Source organism: Microbacterium sp. E-13 (genome assembly GCF_049912955.1).
Lineage (GTDB): Bacteria > Actinomycetota > Actinomycetes > Actinomycetales > Microbacteriaceae > Microbacterium.
The window spans coordinates 3,519,522-3,537,936 of the sequence record NZ_CP183973.1; the positions used below are offsets into that span (position 1 = coordinate 3,519,522).

Consider the following 18,415-nt stretch of genomic DNA (forward strand, 5'->3'; position numbering starts at 1 on the left):
GCTTCAGTGGTTCAAATGAGGATGGTCAGGGGGTTCTCGATGCGACGCTGGAACGCCGCCAGCCACTCGGCGGCGACAGCGCCGTCCAGCACCCGGTGATCCGCGGAGAGCGTGACGGTCATCACCTGCCCCACCGTGAGTTCCCCGTCCGCGCCGACGACGGGCATCGGTCGGGCGGCGCCGACGGCGAGGATGCCCGACTGCGGCGGGTTGAGGATCGCTGAGAACTGACTCGTGCCGTACATGCCGAGATTCGAGACCGAGAAGCTTCCGCCTTCCAGCTCGTGCTGCTTGAGCCTGCCTTCGCGTGCCCGGCCCGCCATCTCCGCCACCGTCTGACTGATCTCACCGAGTGAGAGTCGTTCGACCTCGCGCAGCACCGGCGTCGTCAGGCCGCCCTCGGTAGCCACGGCCACAGAGATGTCCACCGAGGAGAATCGGCGGATGCTGTCGCCGTTCCAGATCGCGTTGGCAGCCGGTACATCTACCAGCGCACCGGCGACCGCCTTCAGCACGAAGTCGTTGACCGAGATCTTCCGCGCCGCGTTCTCGTTAACCGTTCGCCGAAGCTCGAGCAGCGCGTCCACGCGGCAGTCGGCGACCAGATAGAAGTGGGGAACGGTGGACTTGCTCTCGGTGAGCCGGCGGGCGATCGCCTTCCGCATGCGATCGAGCGGAACATCCTCGAAGTTCGTCGATGTCGATGCCGCCGGTGTCGACGCCGCCGGTGCGGGCGCCGTCTCGCTCGGCGCAGACGCAGGAGCGGGCGCAGGCGTCGCCGCAGTCTGCGGACGCGCCGGCTCAGCGGCCTCGCCCTGTGCGAGATGACGCTCGAGATCGCGCCGGACGATGCGTCCCTGCGGGCCGGAGCCACGGATGTCGCTCAACGCGACGCCGGCGTCGGCTGCAAGCCTGCGGACGAGCGGGCTCGCGAACAGGCGTCGCGAGCGGCTCTCCTCCGCCTCGACTTCGACCGGGCCGGGCTCGTCCGCGACGACGGTCGCCGGCTCCGCTGCGGTCGCTTCGGCCGGTGCGGTCGCTTCGGCCGGTGCGGTGGCCTCGACCGGCGCGGTCGCTTCGGCCGGCGCCGGAGAAGGTGCCGCCGGGGCGCTGTCACCCGCTTGCACCCCGGCGGCGGCGAGTGCCGGTCCGATCGCATCCTGCCCCTCGCCGTCGGCGAGGAGCACCAGGATCGGTTCACCGACCGAGACGTTGGCGCCTTCTGCGACCAGGAGCCGGCCGATCGTGCCCGCGGCCTCGGCCGTGAGTTCGACGATCGCCTTGTCTGTCTCGATCTCGGCGAGACCCTGATTGAGGGCCACCGAGGCGCCCTCCGCGACGAGCCAGGTCTGGATGGCGGCTTCGGTCGCCCCCGCGAGAACCTCCGGCATGCGAATGACTTCGGCCATGATCAGCCCCCGAATCCGGCGCGGACGGCCTCCAGGCCGGCCACCACTTCTTCTGTGCGGGCGATCGCTGCGCGCTCGAGCACCCGGGAGATGCTCGGGGACGCCTCCTGCCCCGTAACACGGGCCACCGGCTGGTCGAGCCAGTCGAAGTAGCGGCGCTGGATCTCGTCGGCCAGCCAGGCGCCGTACGATGTGCCCTGCGCGCCCTGCTCGACGATGAGGACGGCATTGGTCTTCTTGATGCTCTCGCCGATCGTGTCCCAGTCGATCGAGGCGCGGTCCAGCCAGCGCAGGTCGATCAGATCGGCATCGATCCCGGTCTGCTCGATCGCCTCGAGCGCATGCCCGACCATCGACAGATAGCTGATGACGGTGAGGTCTTCGCCGGTCCGCACCACCGCCGCACTGCCTGGCGGGATGATGAAATCGAGGTCGCCGGCGGGCACCTGGTCGGCTTGGCCGTACAGATCGACGTGCTCGATGACCAGCACCGGGTCTTCGAGCGCCAGCGCGGCATTCATGAGGCCGACGTAGTCGGTGGCATTGGAGGCTGCGACAATGCGCCATCCGGGGTTCGTCGCGAAGATCCCGGCCGGATCCATCAGGTGCTGGGAGCCGTACCCCGATCCCATCGCCACCTTGGTGCGCAGCACCAGCGGCACCGGGTTGTCACCGCCGAACATGTGCCGGGCCTTGCCGATCTGGTTGAAGACCTGATCGGCGGCCACCCACATGAAGTCGGGGTACATGAACTCCACTACGGGGCGGAAGCGGCCGTCGAGGGCGAGCCCGCCGGCGAGTCCCGTGAACGCGTTCTCGCTGATGGGAGTGCCCAGGATGCGATCTGCCCCGTAGCGCTTGAACAGGCCTTTCGTCGCTCCGTTCGTCCCGCCGTTGAGCCGGTGCACATCCTCGCCCATCACGACGATCCGCTCGTCGAGCTCCATCCGCCGGTCCATCACCTGGGCGACCGCGTCGACGAACTTCAGCGCACGGGTCTCACCGCCCTCGCTCAGAAGCGGGAGCCCCTCCAGTTCGCTGCCATCGCCGCGAACGCCGACGTTCACGAAACTGGTCTCCGGCCACAGGTCGGGCTTGATGCGGCGCTTGCCCGGGTTGTCCGGATCGGCTTCGAGCAGCTGCGCGACTGCGTCGGTCATCGCCCGCTGTACGCGTGCGCGCAGCTCGACGATGCCCGCGCCATCGATCAGCCCGCGCTCCCCCATGCGGGTGGCGACCAGCTCGAGCGGATCACGTGCCCGCCACGCCGCCTCTTCGTCCTTACTGCGGTACCCGAAGGCGCTGCCCGGGTACGGCCCGTTCTGGTGGAAGAACCGGTAGACCTCGGCCTCGATGACGGTCGGGCCCTCACCCGAGCGCATCCGGTCCGCGGCTTCCTGCGTGGCGAGGTAGACGGCGAGCGGGTCCATGCCGTCGACTCGCCAGGACGGGATGCCGAAACCCTGGCCGCGCACGGAGAACCGAGGGTCCGCGGTGATCTCGTCGGCGCGGGTCGACACCGCGTAGAGGTTGTTCTCGATGAAGTACGAGACGGGCAGTTTCCACGCGGCCGCGAGGTTCATCGACTCCAGCACGGAGCCGATCTGCGCTGCGCCGTCGCCCAGATAATTGATCGTGAGGTCGGTGGTGCCGCTGTGCTTCTGCGCCCATGCATTGCCCGCTGCCAGGGGCGCACCGCCGCCGACGATGGCGTTGGTGCCGAGCGCACCGGCCTCGAACCACTGCAGGTGCATCGACCCGCCTCGGCCGCGGCAGTATCCCTGAGCGAGGCCGAGGATCTCTGCGAGGGTGCGCTGAAGCACCTCCTGGGTCGCCGAGTCGACGGGAGCGTTCGGGTCGATGGTTCCGCCCGAGACGTGCGTCAGCGCCTTCGCCAGGAACTGATGATGCCCGCGATGAGACCCATTCACGCCGTCTGTGGACCGGAGCCCGACGATCGAGCCGACCGCGCCGCCCTCTTGACCGATGCTCGAGTGCGCCGGCCCGTGGACCAGTCCCTCGCCTGCCAGCTCCAGCACGGTCTCTTCGAATGCGCGGATGAGATGCATCTGCGCGAGCATCGTGCCCAGCAGTGCCGGGTCGGCGGCATCCCAGTCCGCCTTCGTGGTGGACAGCTCGAACCAGTCCACCCCTGTCTGAAGGCGCTTCTTCTTCGGCATCCTCGCCTCAACTCCCTAAAACGGCCGGCAATCTCCGGTCTCAACACACCGTAGACCATGATTTTATACAATTCAAGCCCGAGGTATCGCTTTTGGCCGGGATTCTATCGATACTGGGATCTATCGGATACAATCAGACGGATACAGGGCACCGACACGGAGGTCGAATGAGCGCGCAACGAGGCATCCCGGGGATTCGCGGCACCGACCACATCGGGTTCACAGTCCCGAACCTGGATGATGCGCATGCGTTTCTGGTCGACATCCTCGGCTGCGAGGAGGTCTATCGCCTCGGCGCCAAGCGCTCGGACGACGACGACTGGATGCACTCCCACCTAGGAGTCCACCCGCGCACGGTGATCAGCGAGATCCGCTTCTACCGGCTGGGCAACGGAGCGAACTTCGAGGTCTTCCTCTACCAGTCCGCCGATCGGCAGCGCACGCAGCCGCGCAACAGCGACATCGGCGGATACCACATCGCCTTCTACGTCGACGACCTCGATGAGGCGGTTCAGTACCTTCGCGACAACGACGTAGAGGTCATGGGCGAGCCCACAGCGAGCAAGCAGTCGGCCGAAGGCCAGCGCTGGATCTACTTCCGCAGCCCATGGGGTCTGCAGTTCGAACTCGTAAGCTTCCCCCAGGGGAAGGCGTATGAGAAGGACGCTCCCCGGCTGCTGTGGCACCCAGCCCACCCGGAGCGATGAGACGAGCTCGACCGATGAACACCGCAACCCACGGAGCTACCGGCGCCGCGATCGCCGCGAGCCTCCGAGACGAGATCCTCGCCGGAACGTACGCACCCGGCGAGCGGATTCGCCAGGACGAACTCGCGGATCTTCACGGGGCGAGCCGGCTCCCGGTGCGGGATGCGCTGCGCATCCTCGAGGCGGAAGGTCTTGTCAACCTGGTGGCGAACACCGGCGCCTGGGTGTCGAAGATCAGCATGGCGGAGTGTGACGAGATGTACCAGATGCGTGAGCGCCTGGAGCCTCTGCTGCTGCGCCTGAACGTGCCACGGATATCCGCCGACGAGGCCGATGGCCTCGACCTGCTCGCGGACTCCATGGAGAACTCCACCGACGTGGAGCGGTTCCTCCGACTCGACCGCGAGTTTCACCTCTCCTGCCTCCAGGCAGTGAAAACCAGTGTCCTCGGCGCCACCGTGCTCAACCTCTGGAATCGAACCCAGCACTATCGCCGCGCGGCCACGCGATTGTTCTACATCGAGAACGACCGCAGCGTCCATTTCGATCATCACCTCATCGTGAACGCGATCCGGCTGGGCGATGCCGACGAGGCGGAGCAGGTTCTCTCGCGCCACATTCGCCGCAGTCGGTTGGAACTCTCTCGCCACCCCGAGGTGTTCGCCTAGATGGTTCCCGACGGAAGTCCGTCGCCCGGTTCCGCCATATTGCCCGAGATTGGAAGGATGGGCCATTGACTCAGACCGCACTGCCCGATGCAGCACTCGCGTTCCTGCGGAAGCCGAATCCCGCCGTCATGGCCACGGTCACGGCCAAGGGACGTCCTGTCTCGGTGGCGACGTGGTATCTGATCGAGGACGACGGCCTGCTCATGCTCTGCATGAACGCCGACCGCGCGCGCCTGAAGCACCTTCAGAACAACGGGTACGTCTCGCTGACAGTGCTCGCTCCGGATGACTTCGGGACGCACCTGTCTATCCAGGGGCACGTGGTGTCGATCAAGCCCGACGAGGGACTGGCCGACATCGATCGACTCTCGAGGCACTTTCTCGGCAAGGACTACCCCGCCCGGGAGAACCCCCTCGTGACAGTTCATGTAGAGATCGATCGATGGTTCGGTTGGTCCGGAGGCCGACCCTTCGAGTACTGATCAGCGGTTAGTCGCTACGTCCGGGATTCAGCGGGAACGGCCGGGTCCGTTCGCAGATCGATCGAAGTGGCTCGACGCACATGCGCCGCCATCAATGCCTCAGCGAGCGGCGCGTCGCGCCGCGAGATGGCGGAGTAGATCTCGCGATGGTCACTCCAGAGACGGTCGGAGGTCTGAGCGATCGTCGCGACATTTATCCACTCGGAGCGGTTGGACAGGACATGGACAAACGCCCCGAGAACGGCATTGCCGCATGCCGACGCGACAGCATTGTGGAATCGCGAGTTCAATCGATGCAGACTGTGAAGCTGGCCTTCAGCGATCGCTTCATCCCCCTCAGCCAGGATCGATCGCATCGCGGCCAGGTCCTCGTCCCGACGGTGCAGCGCAGCCGCCCGCGCCATGTTCGGCTCCAAGAGGTTACGGGCGTCGCTGACCTCGCGAATGACGTCCTCGGTCAGAAGCTGGACAGTCGGGGAACCATACGGTCGCAGGTCGATGAAGCCTTCTGCCGCCAGTACCCTCAGCGCTTCTCGCACCGGCACGCGCGAGACGCCGAAGCGTTTTGCGAGCAGCGGTTCAGTCACTCGCGAGCCGGGCGCCAGCTCACCGGAGACCACCATGTCGCGAATGGCGTCCACTAAGGTCGGCCCTCGAACCCCGGAGTTCGTCACGTCGATCCCTTTCCGCCAGCGCTGTTCACTTTACGCGCTCGCGACGAACCCCCTGCTCGATCAGGAACCCGGACGGAATGACGACGTCCGAAGCATCCAGGTCGTGAATGGATGACTTCCCCAGCCCGACGAGCGCGCGTTCGATCGTCGTCTTGAAGGTATGCAGCACTTCGAACACACCACGTTCCCCGTCGGCCGACAGGCCATAGAACCACGGCCGCCCGATCATGACGGACTGCGCACCCAGCGCCAGGGCCTTGACCACGTCCGTGCCGCGCCGGATGCCGCTGTCGAACACGATCTCCGTCTGGTCTCCGACCGCGTCCACGACGGCCGGCAGGAACCGGAGCGGCGAGGGAGTCGTGTCCAGATTGTTGCCACCGTGATTGGAGACGCCGATGGCCGTGGCACCCGCGTCAATCGCTCGCCGCGCGTCATCCGGAGTCACGAGGCCCTTGATCATGAACGGGCCTCCCCACAGATCGCTCAGCCACGCCATGTCATCCCAGGTGGGATTGTGAGTGGCGACCCACTCGTAGAGACCGCCGACGAGCGTCGGCACGCGGCCGTCCTTCGTGGTCATATTGGGCGCGTTCAGCCCTGGCACCACACCGCGCCGGATGTACCGGAGGATCCAGGTCGGGTTGGCGATCGCCATGGGAGCGTACTTCAGTGCCGACAGCAGGTTGAGGCCGTCCGGATAGACGGGCGAGCCCCAGTCGCGCGGCTGCTGGGCGACCCGGCCCCCCGAGAGGTCCATCGTGAAGATCAGCCCCTTGACGCCCGCGCGCCGGAATCGCTCGACCCGACCGGCGATCGTGTCGCGGTCGCCTGAGAGATAGACGTGCGCGAACGTATTCGGGTTGGCGGCGGTGACATCTTCCACCGGCATCGAGGCGAAGTTGCTGAGCCCGATCGCGGTGCCCGCACGACGGGCCGCCCGTGCAACGCCGACCTCACCGTCCGGATGCATCGCCTGGGCGGCGGCGGGAGCGATCACGACCGGCAGGTCGATCGGCTGCCCCATGAACGTCGTCTTGAGCTCGAGCTCGGACGGGAGTTCCACGCCCACGCGCGGAATCAGCCCGACTTCCTCGAACGCGGTGAGGTTGGCCCGCATCGTCGCACCGCTGTCGCTGCCCGCCTGCAACGCGGTGTACACGTCCTTGGGCAGCAATCGCTGGGCGCGACGTTGCGCTTCCGCGACGGTCTCGATGGGCTTGTGGGTGAAGAGGGTCATGTCTCTTCCTCGTCCTTTCTGCTCCTGCTGAGGAGCACCTCTATATGAAGTCGGATCATCGTCGGGGCGTTGCTCAGCGACGAGCTGGTTCAGGCGCGGGCGGCGGTCAGCGGACCTGTCGCGACGGGGCTCGCCCCGAAGGGGTTGCGTGCACGAAGCGGCCATTGCGCCTCGCGTCCACCCGTGATTCCGGAAGGACGGAAGATCAGGATCAGCACCATGAGCCCCGCGATCAGCACCAGCCGGCTGCCCGACGGCAGCGAGACGATGACATCACCGATCTGCATCCCGCGCTCGAGCAGCCCCAGCACGTGGTTCAGCGTCGAGATGAGGAGCGTTCCGACGACGGCGCCCCACAGCGAGAGCATTCCGCCGACGACGAGCATCGCGATGGTGGTGAAGGTGAAGTCCAGCGAGAACTGCGACGCCTGGACGACACGGTTCGTCTGCGCCCACATCGCCCCTCCGACTCCGGCGAGCGCTCCTGACACGGCGAACGCGATGACCCGGTGCCGGATCACGCTGATCCCGGAAGCGGGCGCCGCTTGTACATTCTCCCGAGACGCCCGGAGAAGTCGAGCGCTCCGCGTCTGACCGTACGCCCAGGCGATGGCGATGACGATGAGCGCGACGACGAGCATCGAGGGCAGGTCGAAGCTCCGGGGGATCCCGGTCATCGACTGCCCCGACTTCGGCCCCACGGCGCTCCAGTACGTCAGCACCTGCACCACGAGCATCAGCAATGCGAACGTGGCGATGCCCGCCTCGAGGCCATGCAGCCGCATGAGCGCCAGGCCGCTGAGCAGAGCGGTCAGGCCGCCGACCGCCGCAGCGACCAGCAGTGCGACGATCGGCTCAGCGGACGCGTTCGCCACGAAGGGGAACAGGGAAGGCATGATGGACGACTTCACCGCGGGCGAGATCGTGAGCAAGGACATCGTCCATGCTCCGACGGCGACGAAGGCGATGTGCCCGAACGACAGGACGCCGCTGTTGCCGATGAATGTCCACATTGCGACCACGATGATCAGGCTAGCCAGAGCGTAGCCGAGGTCGATCGCCGCTGCGGCGGAGGCAGAGCTCGCTCCAGCGGCGAAGAGCCAGACCACCACGAGCGGCACGGCGAGCGTCCACAGCGACACCACCGTTTCTGGGGCCGGCCATCCTCGGCGAAGGGTATGACGGGAATCGCGGGCGGAGGTCATGTGCGCTCCTTGGCTGTGCGCACGGCGAAGATGCCGTTCGGGACGATGATGAGGACGAGGATGACGAGGAGATAGGCGAACGCGACCCGGAAGTCGTTCGCGCCGGACGGCAGCCAGGACGTGAGGAGTGAGAGCACGAATCCGACAGCGAATCCGCCGACCACCGCGCCGCCGATGCGGTTCAGGCCGCCGATCACCCCGCCGATCAGGCCGAACACAGTCGCCTGCACGCCGAAGGTCGGGTCGACAGCTCCGGACTGCGCCGTGAGCACGAAGGCGACCGCAGCCGCGAGCACGCCCCCGATGGCCAGTGTCAACGCGATCACGACTCCTGAACGGATGCCGAGTATCCGCGCTGCGCGGAAGTCCGCGGCAGCCGCCTGCACCTGGAGTCCCACGCGCGAGCGGGAGAGGAACAGGTGCACGGCGATCAGGAGACAACCGGCGAGCACGATCGCCACGACCGCGAGCAGGTTGAGCCGCAGGCCCCCGATGCTGACCGACGTGGTCAGCGCCGGCGCCACGGACCCGCTCCGCACGCTTGCGCCGAAGATGCCCTCGTACGCGCGCTGCAGGAGGATGCTGACGCCGAAGCTCGCGATGAGGAGAGTCGCGGGTGACTGCGATCTCATCCAACGGAAGACGGCGAGGTCCATCAGCAGCGAAAGCGCGACCGCCACGACGAGGGAGGCAATGATTGCCAGCGGTATCGATACGGGCCACAGCAGGAGGAGCGCATACGCGGCTCCGGTGATGATCTCGCCGTAGGCGAAGTTCGCCAGCCCCAGGACGCCGAACACCAGACTGATGCCCAGCGCGGCGAGTGCGTAGACCGCCCCGGCTGAAGTCGCGTCGATGAGAGATTGGATGAGCTGAGTCACGATCCGAGATATGCCTTCATGAGGAGCGCGGAATCATCCGCGTCGGTCGGAGAGAGTGTCATCGTCAAGCGGCCCTCAGTCAGCACGTACGTGCGGTCAGCGGACTTGACGGTCTGCTGGGCACGCTGCTCGACGAGCAGCACCGCCGTGCCGCGCTCGCGGATGCGCTGTATGGCCTCGAAGACGGTGTCCACGGCGGTCGGCGAGAGCCCGAGTGAGGGTTCGTCGAGCGCCAGGAGCGTGGGGGACGCGAGAAGGGCACGCCCGATCGCGAGCTGTTGCTGCTGCCCGCCCGAGAGCAGGCCGGCGGGGCGGTCGGCGAACTCGGCGAGGATCGGAAAGAGCTCGTGTATCCAGTCGAGATCGGCTGTCAGCCCGGCACGCGCGCGCCGGGCGGTAGCACCCAGCCGCAGATTGTCGCGGACGGACAGCCTGCCGAAGACCTGGTGCCCTTCCATCACCAGCGCGAATCCTGACCGCGCCACCTTCTCCGGCGCGAGTCGGCGCAGATCCGTGCCCCGAAGACTCGCCTGCGCCGACTCGGAGCGCACGGCGTTCACCAGGCCCAGGAGCGCTGACGACTTGCCCGCGCCGTTAGGCCCGATGATGCCCACGAGCTCGCCCGCATCGACATGGAAGGTGATGTCCGACACCGCGGGGATGCCCCCATATGCCACGCGGAGTGCTTCGACAGTGAGGACGCGTTGTCTGTTATCGGGGGACATTCTCGACTCCTTCGGCAATCTCCTTCGCCGCGTTCCCGAGGTATGACGTCGCGAGCAGCGGGTCGTGTCGGATCTCGTCAGGCGTCCCGTCCAGCACGTTGCGCCCCGCCCCCAAGACGAAGATGTGGTCGCAGCTGCCGAAAACGAGGGGCATGTTGTGATCGATGAGCAGCACCCCGAGTCCGCGCTCGGCGAGCCGGCGCATGGTGTCGCGCAGATGAACCGCCTCGCCCTCGTTCAGGCCTGCCGCCGGCTCGTCGAGCAGCACCCACCTGGGCTCGGTCGCCAGCGCCCGCGCGACCCCCAGCCGGCGCTCGACTCCGTGCGGGAGATGATCGGCTTCGTGAAGCGACCACTCCTCGAGTTGAAGCTCGGAGAGGAGTTCCAGCGACAGTGCACGTGCTTTCGAGCGGGAGAGCCCGCACGCACGGGCCGTCACCTCGACATTCTCGAGAACCGTCAGGCGTGAGAACAGATGACCGTGCTGGAAGGTGCGTCCGACACCGCGGCGCGTTCGTCGCGCCGGCCGCTCATTCGGAAGCTCTTCGCCGTCCACGGTCACCGCACCGCTGCCGGGCCGGTCGTAGCCGCTGAGGATGTTCACGAGCGTCGACTTCCCCGCGCCGTTGGCACCGATGAGCCCGGTGACTCGTCCGTGAGGCACGTCGAGGTCCACATCCTTCAGCGCCTGGATGCCGCGGTATGACCGCGAGATCCTGCGCGCCGTCAGGCGGCCGGCGTGAGCGCGGCCGCCTGACGTGTGCTCGTCAGCCATCGAGGTGGACCTTCTGCGGGGCGCGGCGCTCCACGAACTGGAGGGTGCCCTCGGACACGACCAGGACGGCCTGCGGACGCTCGACGCTCACGTGCAGCTCGGGCGTGAAAGAGGTCGGACCGACCAGCAGGTCCACATCGTCGAAGCTCGCGAAGGCCTCTGCGAGCTCGGCGCCGTCCCAGCTCCGCGCGATCTCGTGAGCGTGCACGATCGCGTCGAGCGTCGAGGGTCCGGTCACGAAGCTGCTCGTGGTCGGCCCGTCGCCGTAGGCCTCCTCGTACCGGACGGCGAGTTCGTTCACCGCGGCCTCGGGGTCGTCACCGGTGGTCGAGCCATACGTGACGACGTAGTAGTCGCTGAGACCGGGAATGGCGTCGAGCCAGAAGGTTCCGTCCATCCCGAAGCCGGAGATGATCGGGGCGGTCACGCCGCCATCGCGCAGGTCCTTGGCCACCTGAGCCCCGCCCGGGTTGTAACCGCAGTTGAAGATGACGTCGGGGGCCGCACCACCCGCGATCTTGGAGACGATCTCGGGAACGCTGTCACCCTGCACGTAGTCGAAGTCGGCGATGGACGAGCCCCCGAGCTCGAGGAATCGCTCCCGGGCGAATTGACACTGACTCTGCGAGTACTTGAGGCTCGTGTCGGTGAGGAACACCGCATCACGCCACCCCTTGTCGTACGAGAACTCCGCCATGATGGCCCCCTCGCCGACCGTCGCGTTACCGAGGGAGAAGCCGATGTTGAGGCCGCCGGCCGGACCGTAGATGGTGTCGCCGACGCACGGCGAGAGGTTCAGGACATTGGCCTGCTCGGCGACGAGGGCCCCCGGGCTCGAGATGTCGAAGTCGCAGGTGAGGATGATCGCCTTGGCGCCGGCGTCGATGAGCTGCTGTGTGGCGGGCGCGTACTTCTCCAGGTCCGAGCCGGTGTCGATGACCCGCAGTTCGACCTCTGCGCCGTCGATGCCGCCCGCCTCATTGAGGTCGTCCACGGCGATACGCAGCGCGTTGAGCGCAGGCATGTCGACGACCGACATGAAACCTGTTTCCGCCATTGCGGCACCGATGATGACGCTCTCTGAGCCCTCACCCTCGGCGGGAGCTGCGGTCTTTGCGGCGCTGGAAACGCATCCGGCCAGCATCAGCGCTGATGCGACGGCCAGGATCACGGGGGCGATTGCACGAGCAGAACTCTTCATGGTTGCTCCTTGGTAGCTGTGACAGATTGCGATCCGCGCCGACATTCGGGTCGTGGTCGGAGGATCCGCACGGTCGCATCGAGGTGCACGGGTTTTGCTGTTCGTATACGACCTTGGATTTCGGCCAATGTAGTGCGCCGGGTGGGGCGGTGACAAGAGGTCGTTGGTTACGATCTCGATTCGGACCTATTTCGGTCCTGGGTCGAGACAGCCGAACCGAGCGCGAGCCGCCGTTCGGCGGGGCGGCAGAGAGCGCTTTCCCGACTGGTGGCCTGGAGGCTGGCGGCGCTCGGGGCAACCACCGGATCCGAGCAGGAAGCGGTCAGGCCCTCACGCCGCGGACGGCTCGCAGTGCCATCTGGATCGCGATGAAGCCGAGGAAGACGGCGAAGAATGCATTGGCAACCTGCGGAGGCAGGAGCGTCGCGACCCACACACCCAAGGCGGTTGTCGCGCACGATGCGATGCCCACCGTCGCGGCAGCAGAGAGATCCACGTTCTGTCTGCGCAGATTTCCTGCAGTGCCCGACAGGGCAGTCGGGATCATCATGAGCAGGGACGTGCCCCGAGCTGTCAGATCGCTCATGCCGAACGCGAGCATCAGCGTCGGCACGACGACGATCCCGCCGCCGACACCGATCAGGCCCGCGACAGTGCCGGTGACCACCCCCAAGATCACGAGTCCCGTGATGGAGAGCCAGGACAGTTCAAGGACTGACTCGCGGGAGGGAATCACCAGGAACAGGCTGACGATCACGCCGAGCAGGAAGGCGACGAACGCCCAGCGCAGCGCGGTCTGCGACACTCTCGGCAGCAGCCACGTGCCGATCTGGGCGCCGACAACAGCGCCCGCGGCGAGGATGAGGCCCGCCAGCCAATCCACAGAGCCGTTGAGTGCGTAGGCGACGACCCCGACGGGCGCAGTGAGCACGATCGCCCCCAGAGAGGTGCCCGCCGCCCGCCGCTGGTCGAACCCCAGGAGGAGGACCAGCATCGGCACGATCACCGTTCCTCCGCCGACGCCGAACATCCCCGACAGGATTCCGGCGAGCAAGCCGATGCCCGCGCAGGCGAGGAAGAAGCGGACGGTTCGATGTGGCTCGTTCTCGGCCCTGGTTCGCTTGCTCATGGGGGTCCTCACTGGCTCGGTGATCGGCCTCACCGCGCGGATCGCGCGGGCCTCGGGCAACGTCGCGAGGTACACACCTCGAGCAAGTTGTCGTATACGCAGTGGGTCTTAGTATACGATCATGCTGGGCGCTATCCCGGCTCATTCCGATGCCCGCGTGCGGCGCACCGGCTTGCGCGGCGAGGCGCTTCCCCCGCAATCGAAACGGATCACCGTATGCAGTTCACCACTCGTCCGGAACTCGTCGGAACCTTCGGCATGGTCGCCTCGACGCATTGGCTGGCCTCCGCTGCGGGAATGGCGATTCTCGAGGAGGGCGGCAACGCATTCGATGCCGCCGCTGCGGCGGGCCTGGTGTTGCATGTCGTGGAACCTCATCTGAACGGGCTGGGCGGGGACACTCCGATCCTCGGTTTCGATGTCGCGTCGAGCGCGCCCTGGGTCCTCTGCGGGCAAGGGCCCGCGCCCATGGCCGCGACCAGCAGCGCTTTCACGCAACTCGGCCTGGACGTCATCCCGGGCACCGGACACCTTGCGGCGGTGGTGCCGGGGTCCTTCGGCGCGTGGATGAGCATGCTCGAGAGGCATGGGACTCTTCCCCTAGAGACGATCACCCGGTTTGCCATCGGTTACGCGCGCGACGGCTACCCTCTGATTCCCGACGCCGCGACCGCCATCCATTCGGTGACCGAGCTCTTCACCGAGCACTGGCATAGCTCCGCCGCGATCTATCTCACAGCGGGAGCGGCCCCTCTCGCAGGATCGCGGTTCCGGAACAAAGCCCTGGCGGACACATTGGAGCGGATCGTCCGCGAGGCCCAGGCCGGGGGCGGCTCACGGGAGTCTGTGATCGCCCGAGCCCGGGACGTCTTCTACCGAGGGTTCGTCGCGGAGTCGATCGATGCCTTCGTGCGCGAGCCGCTCCGCGATGTCACGGGGCAAGACCACGCCGGCTTGCTCTCGGCCGAGGATCTCGCGCGGTGGTCGCCTCGCTGGGAAGAGCCGGTGACGATCGAGTTCGGCGGCGTCACGGTCGCCAAGACCGGCCCGTGGGGGCAGGGTCCGGTGCTCCTGCAGCAGCTGGCGGCGCTGGTCCACCAGGATGTCGGTGCGCCCGGATCCGCTCAGATGGTGCATACCGTAGCCGAGACCGCCAAGCTGGCCTTCGCCGACCGAGAGGCGTTCTACGGCGATCCGGACTTCGTCGACGTCCCGCTGACTGCGCTGCTGTCCGACGAGTACGCCCGCGAGCGGGCGTCGCTGGTGGGCCAAGACGCGTCGGCTGAGCTTCGGCCAGGGCGCCCCGGCGGTAGGGAGCCTCGGCTCTCCCCCTCGATCTTCAGCAACCGCGCGAGTCAGGGCGTCGGGACGGGCGAGCCCACTCTCGGGAGCATGGGCCTCGTTCGAGGAGACACCTGCCATCTGGATGTCGTGGATCGTTGGGGAAACGTCGTCGCCGCGACGCCGAGCGGCGGATGGCTCCAGAGCTCGCCGGCTGTTCCCGGCCTGGGCTTCTCACTCCCGACTCGCGCCCAGATGTTCTGGGTCGAGCCCGGCCTGCCGAACTCGATCGCTCCGGGAAAGCGTCCGCGCACAACGCTGAGCCCGGGCATGCTGCTCCGCGATGGCGCGCCCTGTCTGGCGTTCGGCACGCCGGGCGGTGATCAGCAGGATCAGTGGACCGTGCCGTTCCTGCTGAACCTCCTCGTCCACAAGATGAACCTGCAAGAAGCGATCGATGCGGCGACGTGGCACTCGACGCACATGCCCTCCTCCTTCTTCCCGCGCACATTCACGCCTCGTGAGCTGGTCGTCGAGGAATCGATCGGGTCGTCGGTGATCGACGACCTTCGCCAGCGCGGCCATGAGGTCGTGGTCTCGAAGCCATGGACTCTCGGGCGGCTGAGCGCTGCCGGAGTACGTGCGGACGGGATGCTGGTTGCCGCGGCGAATGCGCGGGGCATGCAGGGCTACGCCGCTGGACGCTGATGCCTCCTCCCCACCCGACTGAAAGGTCTTTCGGATGATCCTCACCAAGTTCAACCACGCCACGGTGCGGTTCGAGAAGGAAGGGGTTTCGCTGGTGAGCGACCCCGGCACCGCGACGCCGGAGTCGGTCGAGCTCCTCTCGGCCGCGACAGCCGTTCTGGTGACCCACGAGCACTTCGACCACTGCGACGCGGATGCCCTGAGGGCAGGGCTCGCCGGCAATCCCCATCTGCGGGTCTATGGACCGACCAGCGTGGCCGAGCTCGTCGGCGACCACGTCGATCGATTCACCGAGGTGACGCCCGGGCAGCGGTTCACCATCGGCCCGTTCGCGATCGAGACGTTCGGCGGCGTCCATGCGGCCATCCACACCGATATGCCGGAGATGGCGAACGTCTCCTATCTGATCGATGGCAAGGTCTACCACCCCGGCGATTCGTACGAGCTTCCCGGCGTCCCGGTCGAGACGCTCCTCATGCCGACCAGCGGTCCGTGGACCTCCGTCCGGCAGGGAATCGACTTCCTCCGCGGCATCGATCCGACACGCGCGTACCAGATCCACGAGCTCGAGCTCAGCGAGGCTGGTCAGGAGTACGCGATGTACTTCTTGAACCTCGTTGCCGGCGTCGCCCCGGTGGTGAAGCTCGCGGTCGGTGATTCGGTCGAGGTCTGATACTTCGCCGAAATGCCTTGGTAACTCGGGGGATGTAGGTTACCATGGACAGCAATCGATTGCAGTCGGTCTCACATCACTACCGGTCCCATGGCCGGAAGCCTGCCCGATTCGTCCCGTCGGCCCTGGAACCGACGCATAAAGTGAAGGCGAAACAATGACCATTACCGACACGGAAACACACATCACCGCTGATGAGTTCCGGCACGCGTTCCGATCGCACCCCGCCGGCGTCGCCGTCATCACGGCCGACGCCGGTGACGGCCCGGTCGCGATGACGGTGAGTTCCGTCGCATCCGTTTCCATCGACCCGCCCACGCTCGTGTTCTCGGCCTCGTCGCTCTCGTCCAGCACGCCGACGATTCGCAAAGCAGGGACGGTCGTGGTGCACATGCTGGCAGCCGACGAGGTCGGGCTCGCCAAGCTCTGCGCGCGTCGCGGTGCCGATAGATTCGGTCCCGACGCGGAATGGGATCGACTTCCGACGGGCGAACCGTACTATCCGGCGGCGAATTGGCTGCGCTGCAAGGTCACTCAATGCATCGACGCCAACGGATCGAGCCTCATCGTCGTCGAGGCGATCCAGGCCAAGGATTCCGCGGGCGACGACACCCGTGAGCCGACGCCTCTGGTGTACCACAACCGCGAGTGGCACGTACTCAGCGATAAGTCCGCGCTCCCGGCGACAGCCGTCCCCTTCTACGCCGTGTACGGACGCGACGAGTAGTCGCCGGCACATCTCCAGGCCCGGTCCACCCACATAAGGAAGCAATTGAAATGACCAACGACCGAATCTCCCGCGTCCCCGCCCCCGTCGTCCCCGGAATCTCCGACAGCACGAGGGTGACAGCCGGCGACCTCGTCTTCATCTCGGGGCAGGTCGGGTTCGAAGAGGACGGCTCGGTCCCCACCGATTTCAAGCGTGCCATCGAGCTCACCTACGGCGAGTTCGAGCGCGCGTTGCACGCGGCCGGCGTGACCTATGACGACCTCGTCCGGGTGAACGTGTACATCACCGAGCTCGACCAGGAGAAGCTGTTCACGTGGCGCGAGACACGCAACGCGATCATCAACACCACGACCCCCTCGGCCAGCACCGTCATCGGCGTGCATTCTCTCTACAACGGCGCGACCATCGAGATCGACGGAATCGCTGCGGTTCGCTCGTAGCGCGCTAGCGACCCGACGGCGCACGAAGGCCTCCCGTCGTGAGGCGGAGTTGTGTTGACGCAGCTCCGCGCACGCGGGAGGCCTTCGTGCACGCCGCCTGAGCATCAAAGGATGATCGCTTGCAGGAGATTGGCTACGCATGCCTGATCTACGACCTCCGACGCTGAAGGATGTCGCCCAGCAGGCTGGTGTCCACGTCGGCACGGCCTCCCGCGCTCTGAGCGAGGACCAGTCGCACCTGGTGAGCGAGGCGACCCGCCTGCGCGTGCACTCAGCGGCGGGTGTTCTCGGCTACCGGACCAATGCGGTCGCTCAGAGTCTTCGCAAAGGCACCACCGGCGTCCTCGGGGTCGTCGTGGCGGATCTGTCCAATCCCTTCACTGTGACGCTGTTGCGGGGAATCGAATTCGAGTCACGCGCTGGTCGCCACATGCCGCTCATCGCCGAGACCCACGACGATCCTCAGATCCTGCGCAGCGTCGTCACCCGGCTGCTGCGAAATAGAGTCGACGGCATCGTCCTGACCGCCGCTCAAGTCGACGACGAGGAATTCGTTCGAGAGCTGGAGGGCCTGGTCCCCGTCGTCCTCGCGGTGCGCGGATTTCTTGCGAGCACAAGGCCGGGTAGTCCCGGCGAGCATGTCGAGGTCCTCCAAGATGATGTCGCCGGTGCCCGAACCGCGGTGGAGCATCTCATCGGGATCGGCCACCGACGCATTGCGCAGCTCTCTGGCACGCCGAGCATTTCTTCTTTCGTGGGTCGAAGGGAAGGCTTTGCCGCCGCCATCCGGGCGCACGCCGACGTCGTCGACGTGTCAACCGGTGGATATGCCCGGGAGAGCTCCGTCGAGGAGGGCCGTCGCCTCATGGGGGATCTGCTGCGCCAGCCGGCAGAGCGACGGCCCACGGCGATCTTCGCGCACAACGACCTGATGGCCGTAGGTGCCCTCAACGCGCTGCGTTCAGCGGGACTGCGCTGTCCCGAGGACGTCTCGGTCGTCGGCTACAACGACGCACCCTTGATCGACCAGATCGACCCGCCCCTGACGACGGTCCGTCTGCCCGGATTCGAACTCGGCAGGCACAGTGCACGCATCGCCTTCGGTCTCCTTCGCGGAGCCACACCGCAGGAGTCGCGCGTCATGCTCGCGCCGCAGTTCATAGAGCGTCGATCTACCCAGCCTCCTCCACCCTCGGTCCCTTCACTCCAAGATTCCCTTTGAGCAATGGTCGCGTCATGGAGCCCTCGCGAACGGCTCGAACCGGAGGATCCGCCGGGCGTGCCGTGCGGGTATCCGGCCCCCGGAT

Annotated in this window: 18 protein-coding genes; 8 read left to right on the forward strand and 10 right to left on the reverse strand. The window is 66.6% G+C overall.

Annotated elements, in window-relative coordinates; translation table 11 throughout:
• Nucleotides 1–11 precede the first annotated feature (11 nt).
• Together ACN9MP_RS16405 and ACN9MP_RS16410 are read right to left on the reverse strand one after the other, a co-directional pair.
• Nucleotides 12–1,409, reverse strand: coding sequence for a dihydrolipoamide acetyltransferase family protein (locus tag ACN9MP_RS16405; RefSeq protein ID WP_426321940.1), 1,398 nt, complete (start codon nt 1,407–1,409; stop codon nt 12–14).
• A gap of 2 nt (nt 1,410–1,411) precedes the next feature.
• A complete protein-coding gene (locus ACN9MP_RS16410; protein WP_426321942.1) occupies nt 1,412–3,589 on the reverse strand; it encodes an alpha-ketoacid dehydrogenase subunit alpha/beta in 2,178 nt (725 codons plus the stop codon).
• A 167-nt stretch (nt 3,590–3,756) separates the two neighbouring features.
• Between ACN9MP_RS16410 and ACN9MP_RS16415 the strand changes: the two genes are divergently transcribed.
• The 3 genes from ACN9MP_RS16415 (at nt 3,757) to ACN9MP_RS16425 (ending at nt 5,446) form a co-directional block, all read left to right on the forward strand.
• Nucleotides 3,757–4,296 (forward strand): VOC family protein, encoded by a 540-nt coding sequence (locus tag ACN9MP_RS16415; protein ID WP_426321944.1) that lies wholly within the window; start codon nt 3,757–3,759, stop codon nt 4,294–4,296.
• A gap of 14 nt (nt 4,297–4,310) precedes the next feature.
• Nucleotides 4,311–4,964 carry a GntR family transcriptional regulator gene (locus ACN9MP_RS16420; RefSeq protein WP_426321946.1) on the forward strand — a complete coding sequence of 218 codons (654 nt, stop codon included), beginning with the start codon at nt 4,311–4,313 and terminating at the stop codon, nt 4,962–4,964.
• A 65-nt stretch (nt 4,965–5,029) separates the two neighbouring features.
• Nucleotides 5,030–5,446: a pyridoxamine 5'-phosphate oxidase family protein gene (locus ACN9MP_RS16425; RefSeq protein WP_426321948.1), complete on the forward strand. Its 417-nt coding sequence runs from the start codon at nt 5,030–5,032 to the stop codon at nt 5,444–5,446.
• A gap of 14 nt (nt 5,447–5,460) precedes the next feature.
• Here the strand turns inward: ACN9MP_RS16425 and ACN9MP_RS16430 are convergent, their stop codons facing one another.
• The 8 genes from ACN9MP_RS16430 to ACN9MP_RS16465 form a co-directional block, all read right to left on the reverse strand.
• On the reverse strand, nt 5,461–6,120 hold the full coding sequence (locus tag ACN9MP_RS16430) for a GntR family transcriptional regulator (RefSeq protein ID WP_426321950.1): 660 nt from the start codon (nt 6,118–6,120) through the stop codon (nt 5,461–5,463).
• A gap of 25 nt (nt 6,121–6,145) precedes the next feature.
• Nucleotides 6,146–7,525: a pre-mycofactocin synthase MftD gene (mftD, locus tag ACN9MP_RS16435; protein WP_426321952.1), complete on the reverse strand. Its 1,380-nt coding sequence runs from the start codon at nt 7,523–7,525 to the stop codon at nt 6,146–6,148.
• On the reverse strand, nt 7,450–8,565 hold the full coding sequence (locus ACN9MP_RS16440) for a branched-chain amino acid ABC transporter permease (RefSeq protein WP_426321954.1): 1,116 nt from the start codon (nt 8,563–8,565) through the stop codon (nt 7,450–7,452). Before ACN9MP_RS16440 ends, mftD begins: the two co-directional genes overlap by 76 nt.
• On the reverse strand, nt 8,562–9,446 hold the full coding sequence (locus ACN9MP_RS16445; protein ID WP_426321956.1) for a branched-chain amino acid ABC transporter permease: 885 nt from the start codon (nt 9,444–9,446) through the stop codon (nt 8,562–8,564). Before ACN9MP_RS16445 ends, ACN9MP_RS16440 begins: the two co-directional genes overlap by 4 nt.
• On the reverse strand, nt 9,443–10,171 hold the full coding sequence (locus ACN9MP_RS16450; RefSeq protein ID WP_426321958.1) for an ABC transporter ATP-binding protein: 729 nt from the start codon (nt 10,169–10,171) through the stop codon (nt 9,443–9,445). Before ACN9MP_RS16450 ends, ACN9MP_RS16445 begins: the two co-directional genes overlap by 4 nt.
• Nucleotides 10,158–10,946 (reverse strand): ABC transporter ATP-binding protein, encoded by a 789-nt coding sequence (locus ACN9MP_RS16455; protein WP_426321960.1) that lies wholly within the window; start codon nt 10,944–10,946, stop codon nt 10,158–10,160. The genes ACN9MP_RS16450 and ACN9MP_RS16455 overlap by 14 nt, the downstream gene beginning before the upstream one ends.
• Entirely contained in the window at nt 10,939–12,147 is a 1,209-nt protein-coding gene (locus tag ACN9MP_RS16460; protein WP_426321962.1) for an ABC transporter substrate-binding protein, read from the reverse strand. Before ACN9MP_RS16460 ends, ACN9MP_RS16455 begins: the two co-directional genes overlap by 8 nt.
• Before the next feature lie 322 nt (nt 12,148–12,469).
• Complete coding sequence (locus ACN9MP_RS16465) at nt 12,470–13,276, reverse strand: sulfite exporter TauE/SafE family protein (RefSeq protein WP_426326083.1); 807 nt, start codon at nt 13,274–13,276, stop codon at nt 12,470–12,472.
• An 87-nt stretch (nt 13,277–13,363) separates the two neighbouring features.
• On the opposite strand from ACN9MP_RS16465, the gene ACN9MP_RS16470 reads away from it, so the two are divergent.
• From ACN9MP_RS16470 to ACN9MP_RS16490, 5 genes are all read left to right on the forward strand, one after another.
• Nucleotides 13,364–15,265, forward strand: a complete 1,902-nt coding sequence (locus ACN9MP_RS16470) for a gamma-glutamyltransferase family protein (RefSeq protein WP_426321964.1) — start codon at nt 13,364–13,366, stop codon at nt 15,263–15,265.
• A 34-nt stretch (nt 15,266–15,299) separates the two neighbouring features.
• Entirely contained in the window at nt 15,300–15,938 is a 639-nt protein-coding gene (locus tag ACN9MP_RS16475; RefSeq protein WP_426321966.1) for an MBL fold metallo-hydrolase, read from the forward strand.
• A gap of 157 nt (nt 15,939–16,095) precedes the next feature.
• Nucleotides 16,096–16,665 carry a flavin reductase family protein gene (locus tag ACN9MP_RS16480; RefSeq protein ID WP_426321968.1) on the forward strand — a complete coding sequence of 190 codons (570 nt, stop codon included), beginning with the start codon at nt 16,096–16,098 and terminating at the stop codon, nt 16,663–16,665.
• Between the two features lie 50 nt (nt 16,666–16,715).
• Entirely contained in the window at nt 16,716–17,108 is a 393-nt protein-coding gene (locus ACN9MP_RS16485; RefSeq protein WP_426321970.1) for a RidA family protein, read from the forward strand.
• A 139-nt stretch (nt 17,109–17,247) separates the two neighbouring features.
• Complete coding sequence (locus tag ACN9MP_RS16490; RefSeq protein WP_426321972.1) at nt 17,248–18,330, forward strand: LacI family DNA-binding transcriptional regulator; 1,083 nt, start codon at nt 17,248–17,250, stop codon at nt 18,328–18,330.
• Nucleotides 18,331–18,415: the final 85 nt, after the last annotated feature.

What these genes read in the sequence shown, in the direction of transcription:
- ACN9MP_RS16405 (WP_426321940.1), bottom strand. Translation starts at nt 1,409, where the DNA reads ATGGCCGAAGTCATTCGCATGCCGGAGGTTCTCGCGGGGGCGACCGAA.
- ACN9MP_RS16410 (WP_426321942.1), bottom strand. Translation starts at nt 3,589, where the DNA reads ATGCCGAAGAAGAAGCGCCTTCAGACAGGGGTGGACTGGTTCGAGCTG.
- ACN9MP_RS16415 (WP_426321944.1), top strand. Translation starts at nt 3,757, where the DNA reads ATGAGCGCGCAACGAGGCATCCCGGGGATTCGCGGCACCGACCACATC.
- ACN9MP_RS16420 (WP_426321946.1), top strand. Translation starts at nt 4,311, where the DNA reads ATGAACACCGCAACCCACGGAGCTACCGGCGCCGCGATCGCCGCGAGC.
- mftD (WP_426321952.1), bottom strand. Translation starts at nt 7,525, where the DNA reads ATGGCCGCTTCGTGCACGCAACCCCTTCGGGGCGAGCCCCGTCGCGAC.
- ACN9MP_RS16440 (WP_426321954.1), bottom strand. Translation starts at nt 8,565, where the DNA reads ATGACCTCCGCCCGCGATTCCCGTCATACCCTTCGCCGAGGATGGCCG.
- ACN9MP_RS16450 (WP_426321958.1), bottom strand. Translation starts at nt 10,171, where the DNA reads ATGTCCCCCGATAACAGACAACGCGTCCTCACTGTCGAAGCACTCCGC.
- ACN9MP_RS16455 (WP_426321960.1), bottom strand. Translation starts at nt 10,946, where the DNA reads ATGGCTGACGAGCACACGTCAGGCGGCCGCGCTCACGCCGGCCGCCTG.
- ACN9MP_RS16460 (WP_426321962.1), bottom strand. Translation starts at nt 12,147, where the DNA reads ATGAAGAGTTCTGCTCGTGCAATCGCCCCCGTGATCCTGGCCGTCGCA.
- ACN9MP_RS16465 (WP_426326083.1), bottom strand. Translation starts at nt 13,276, where the DNA reads ATGAGCAAGCGAACCAGGGCCGAGAACGAGCCACATCGAACCGTCCGC.
- ACN9MP_RS16475 (WP_426321966.1), top strand. Translation starts at nt 15,300, where the DNA reads ATGATCCTCACCAAGTTCAACCACGCCACGGTGCGGTTCGAGAAGGAA.
- ACN9MP_RS16480 (WP_426321968.1), top strand. Translation starts at nt 16,096, where the DNA reads ATGACCATTACCGACACGGAAACACACATCACCGCTGATGAGTTCCGG.
- ACN9MP_RS16485 (WP_426321970.1), top strand. Translation starts at nt 16,716, where the DNA reads ATGACCAACGACCGAATCTCCCGCGTCCCCGCCCCCGTCGTCCCCGGA.
- ACN9MP_RS16490 (WP_426321972.1), top strand. Translation starts at nt 17,248, where the DNA reads ATGCCTGATCTACGACCTCCGACGCTGAAGGATGTCGCCCAGCAGGCT.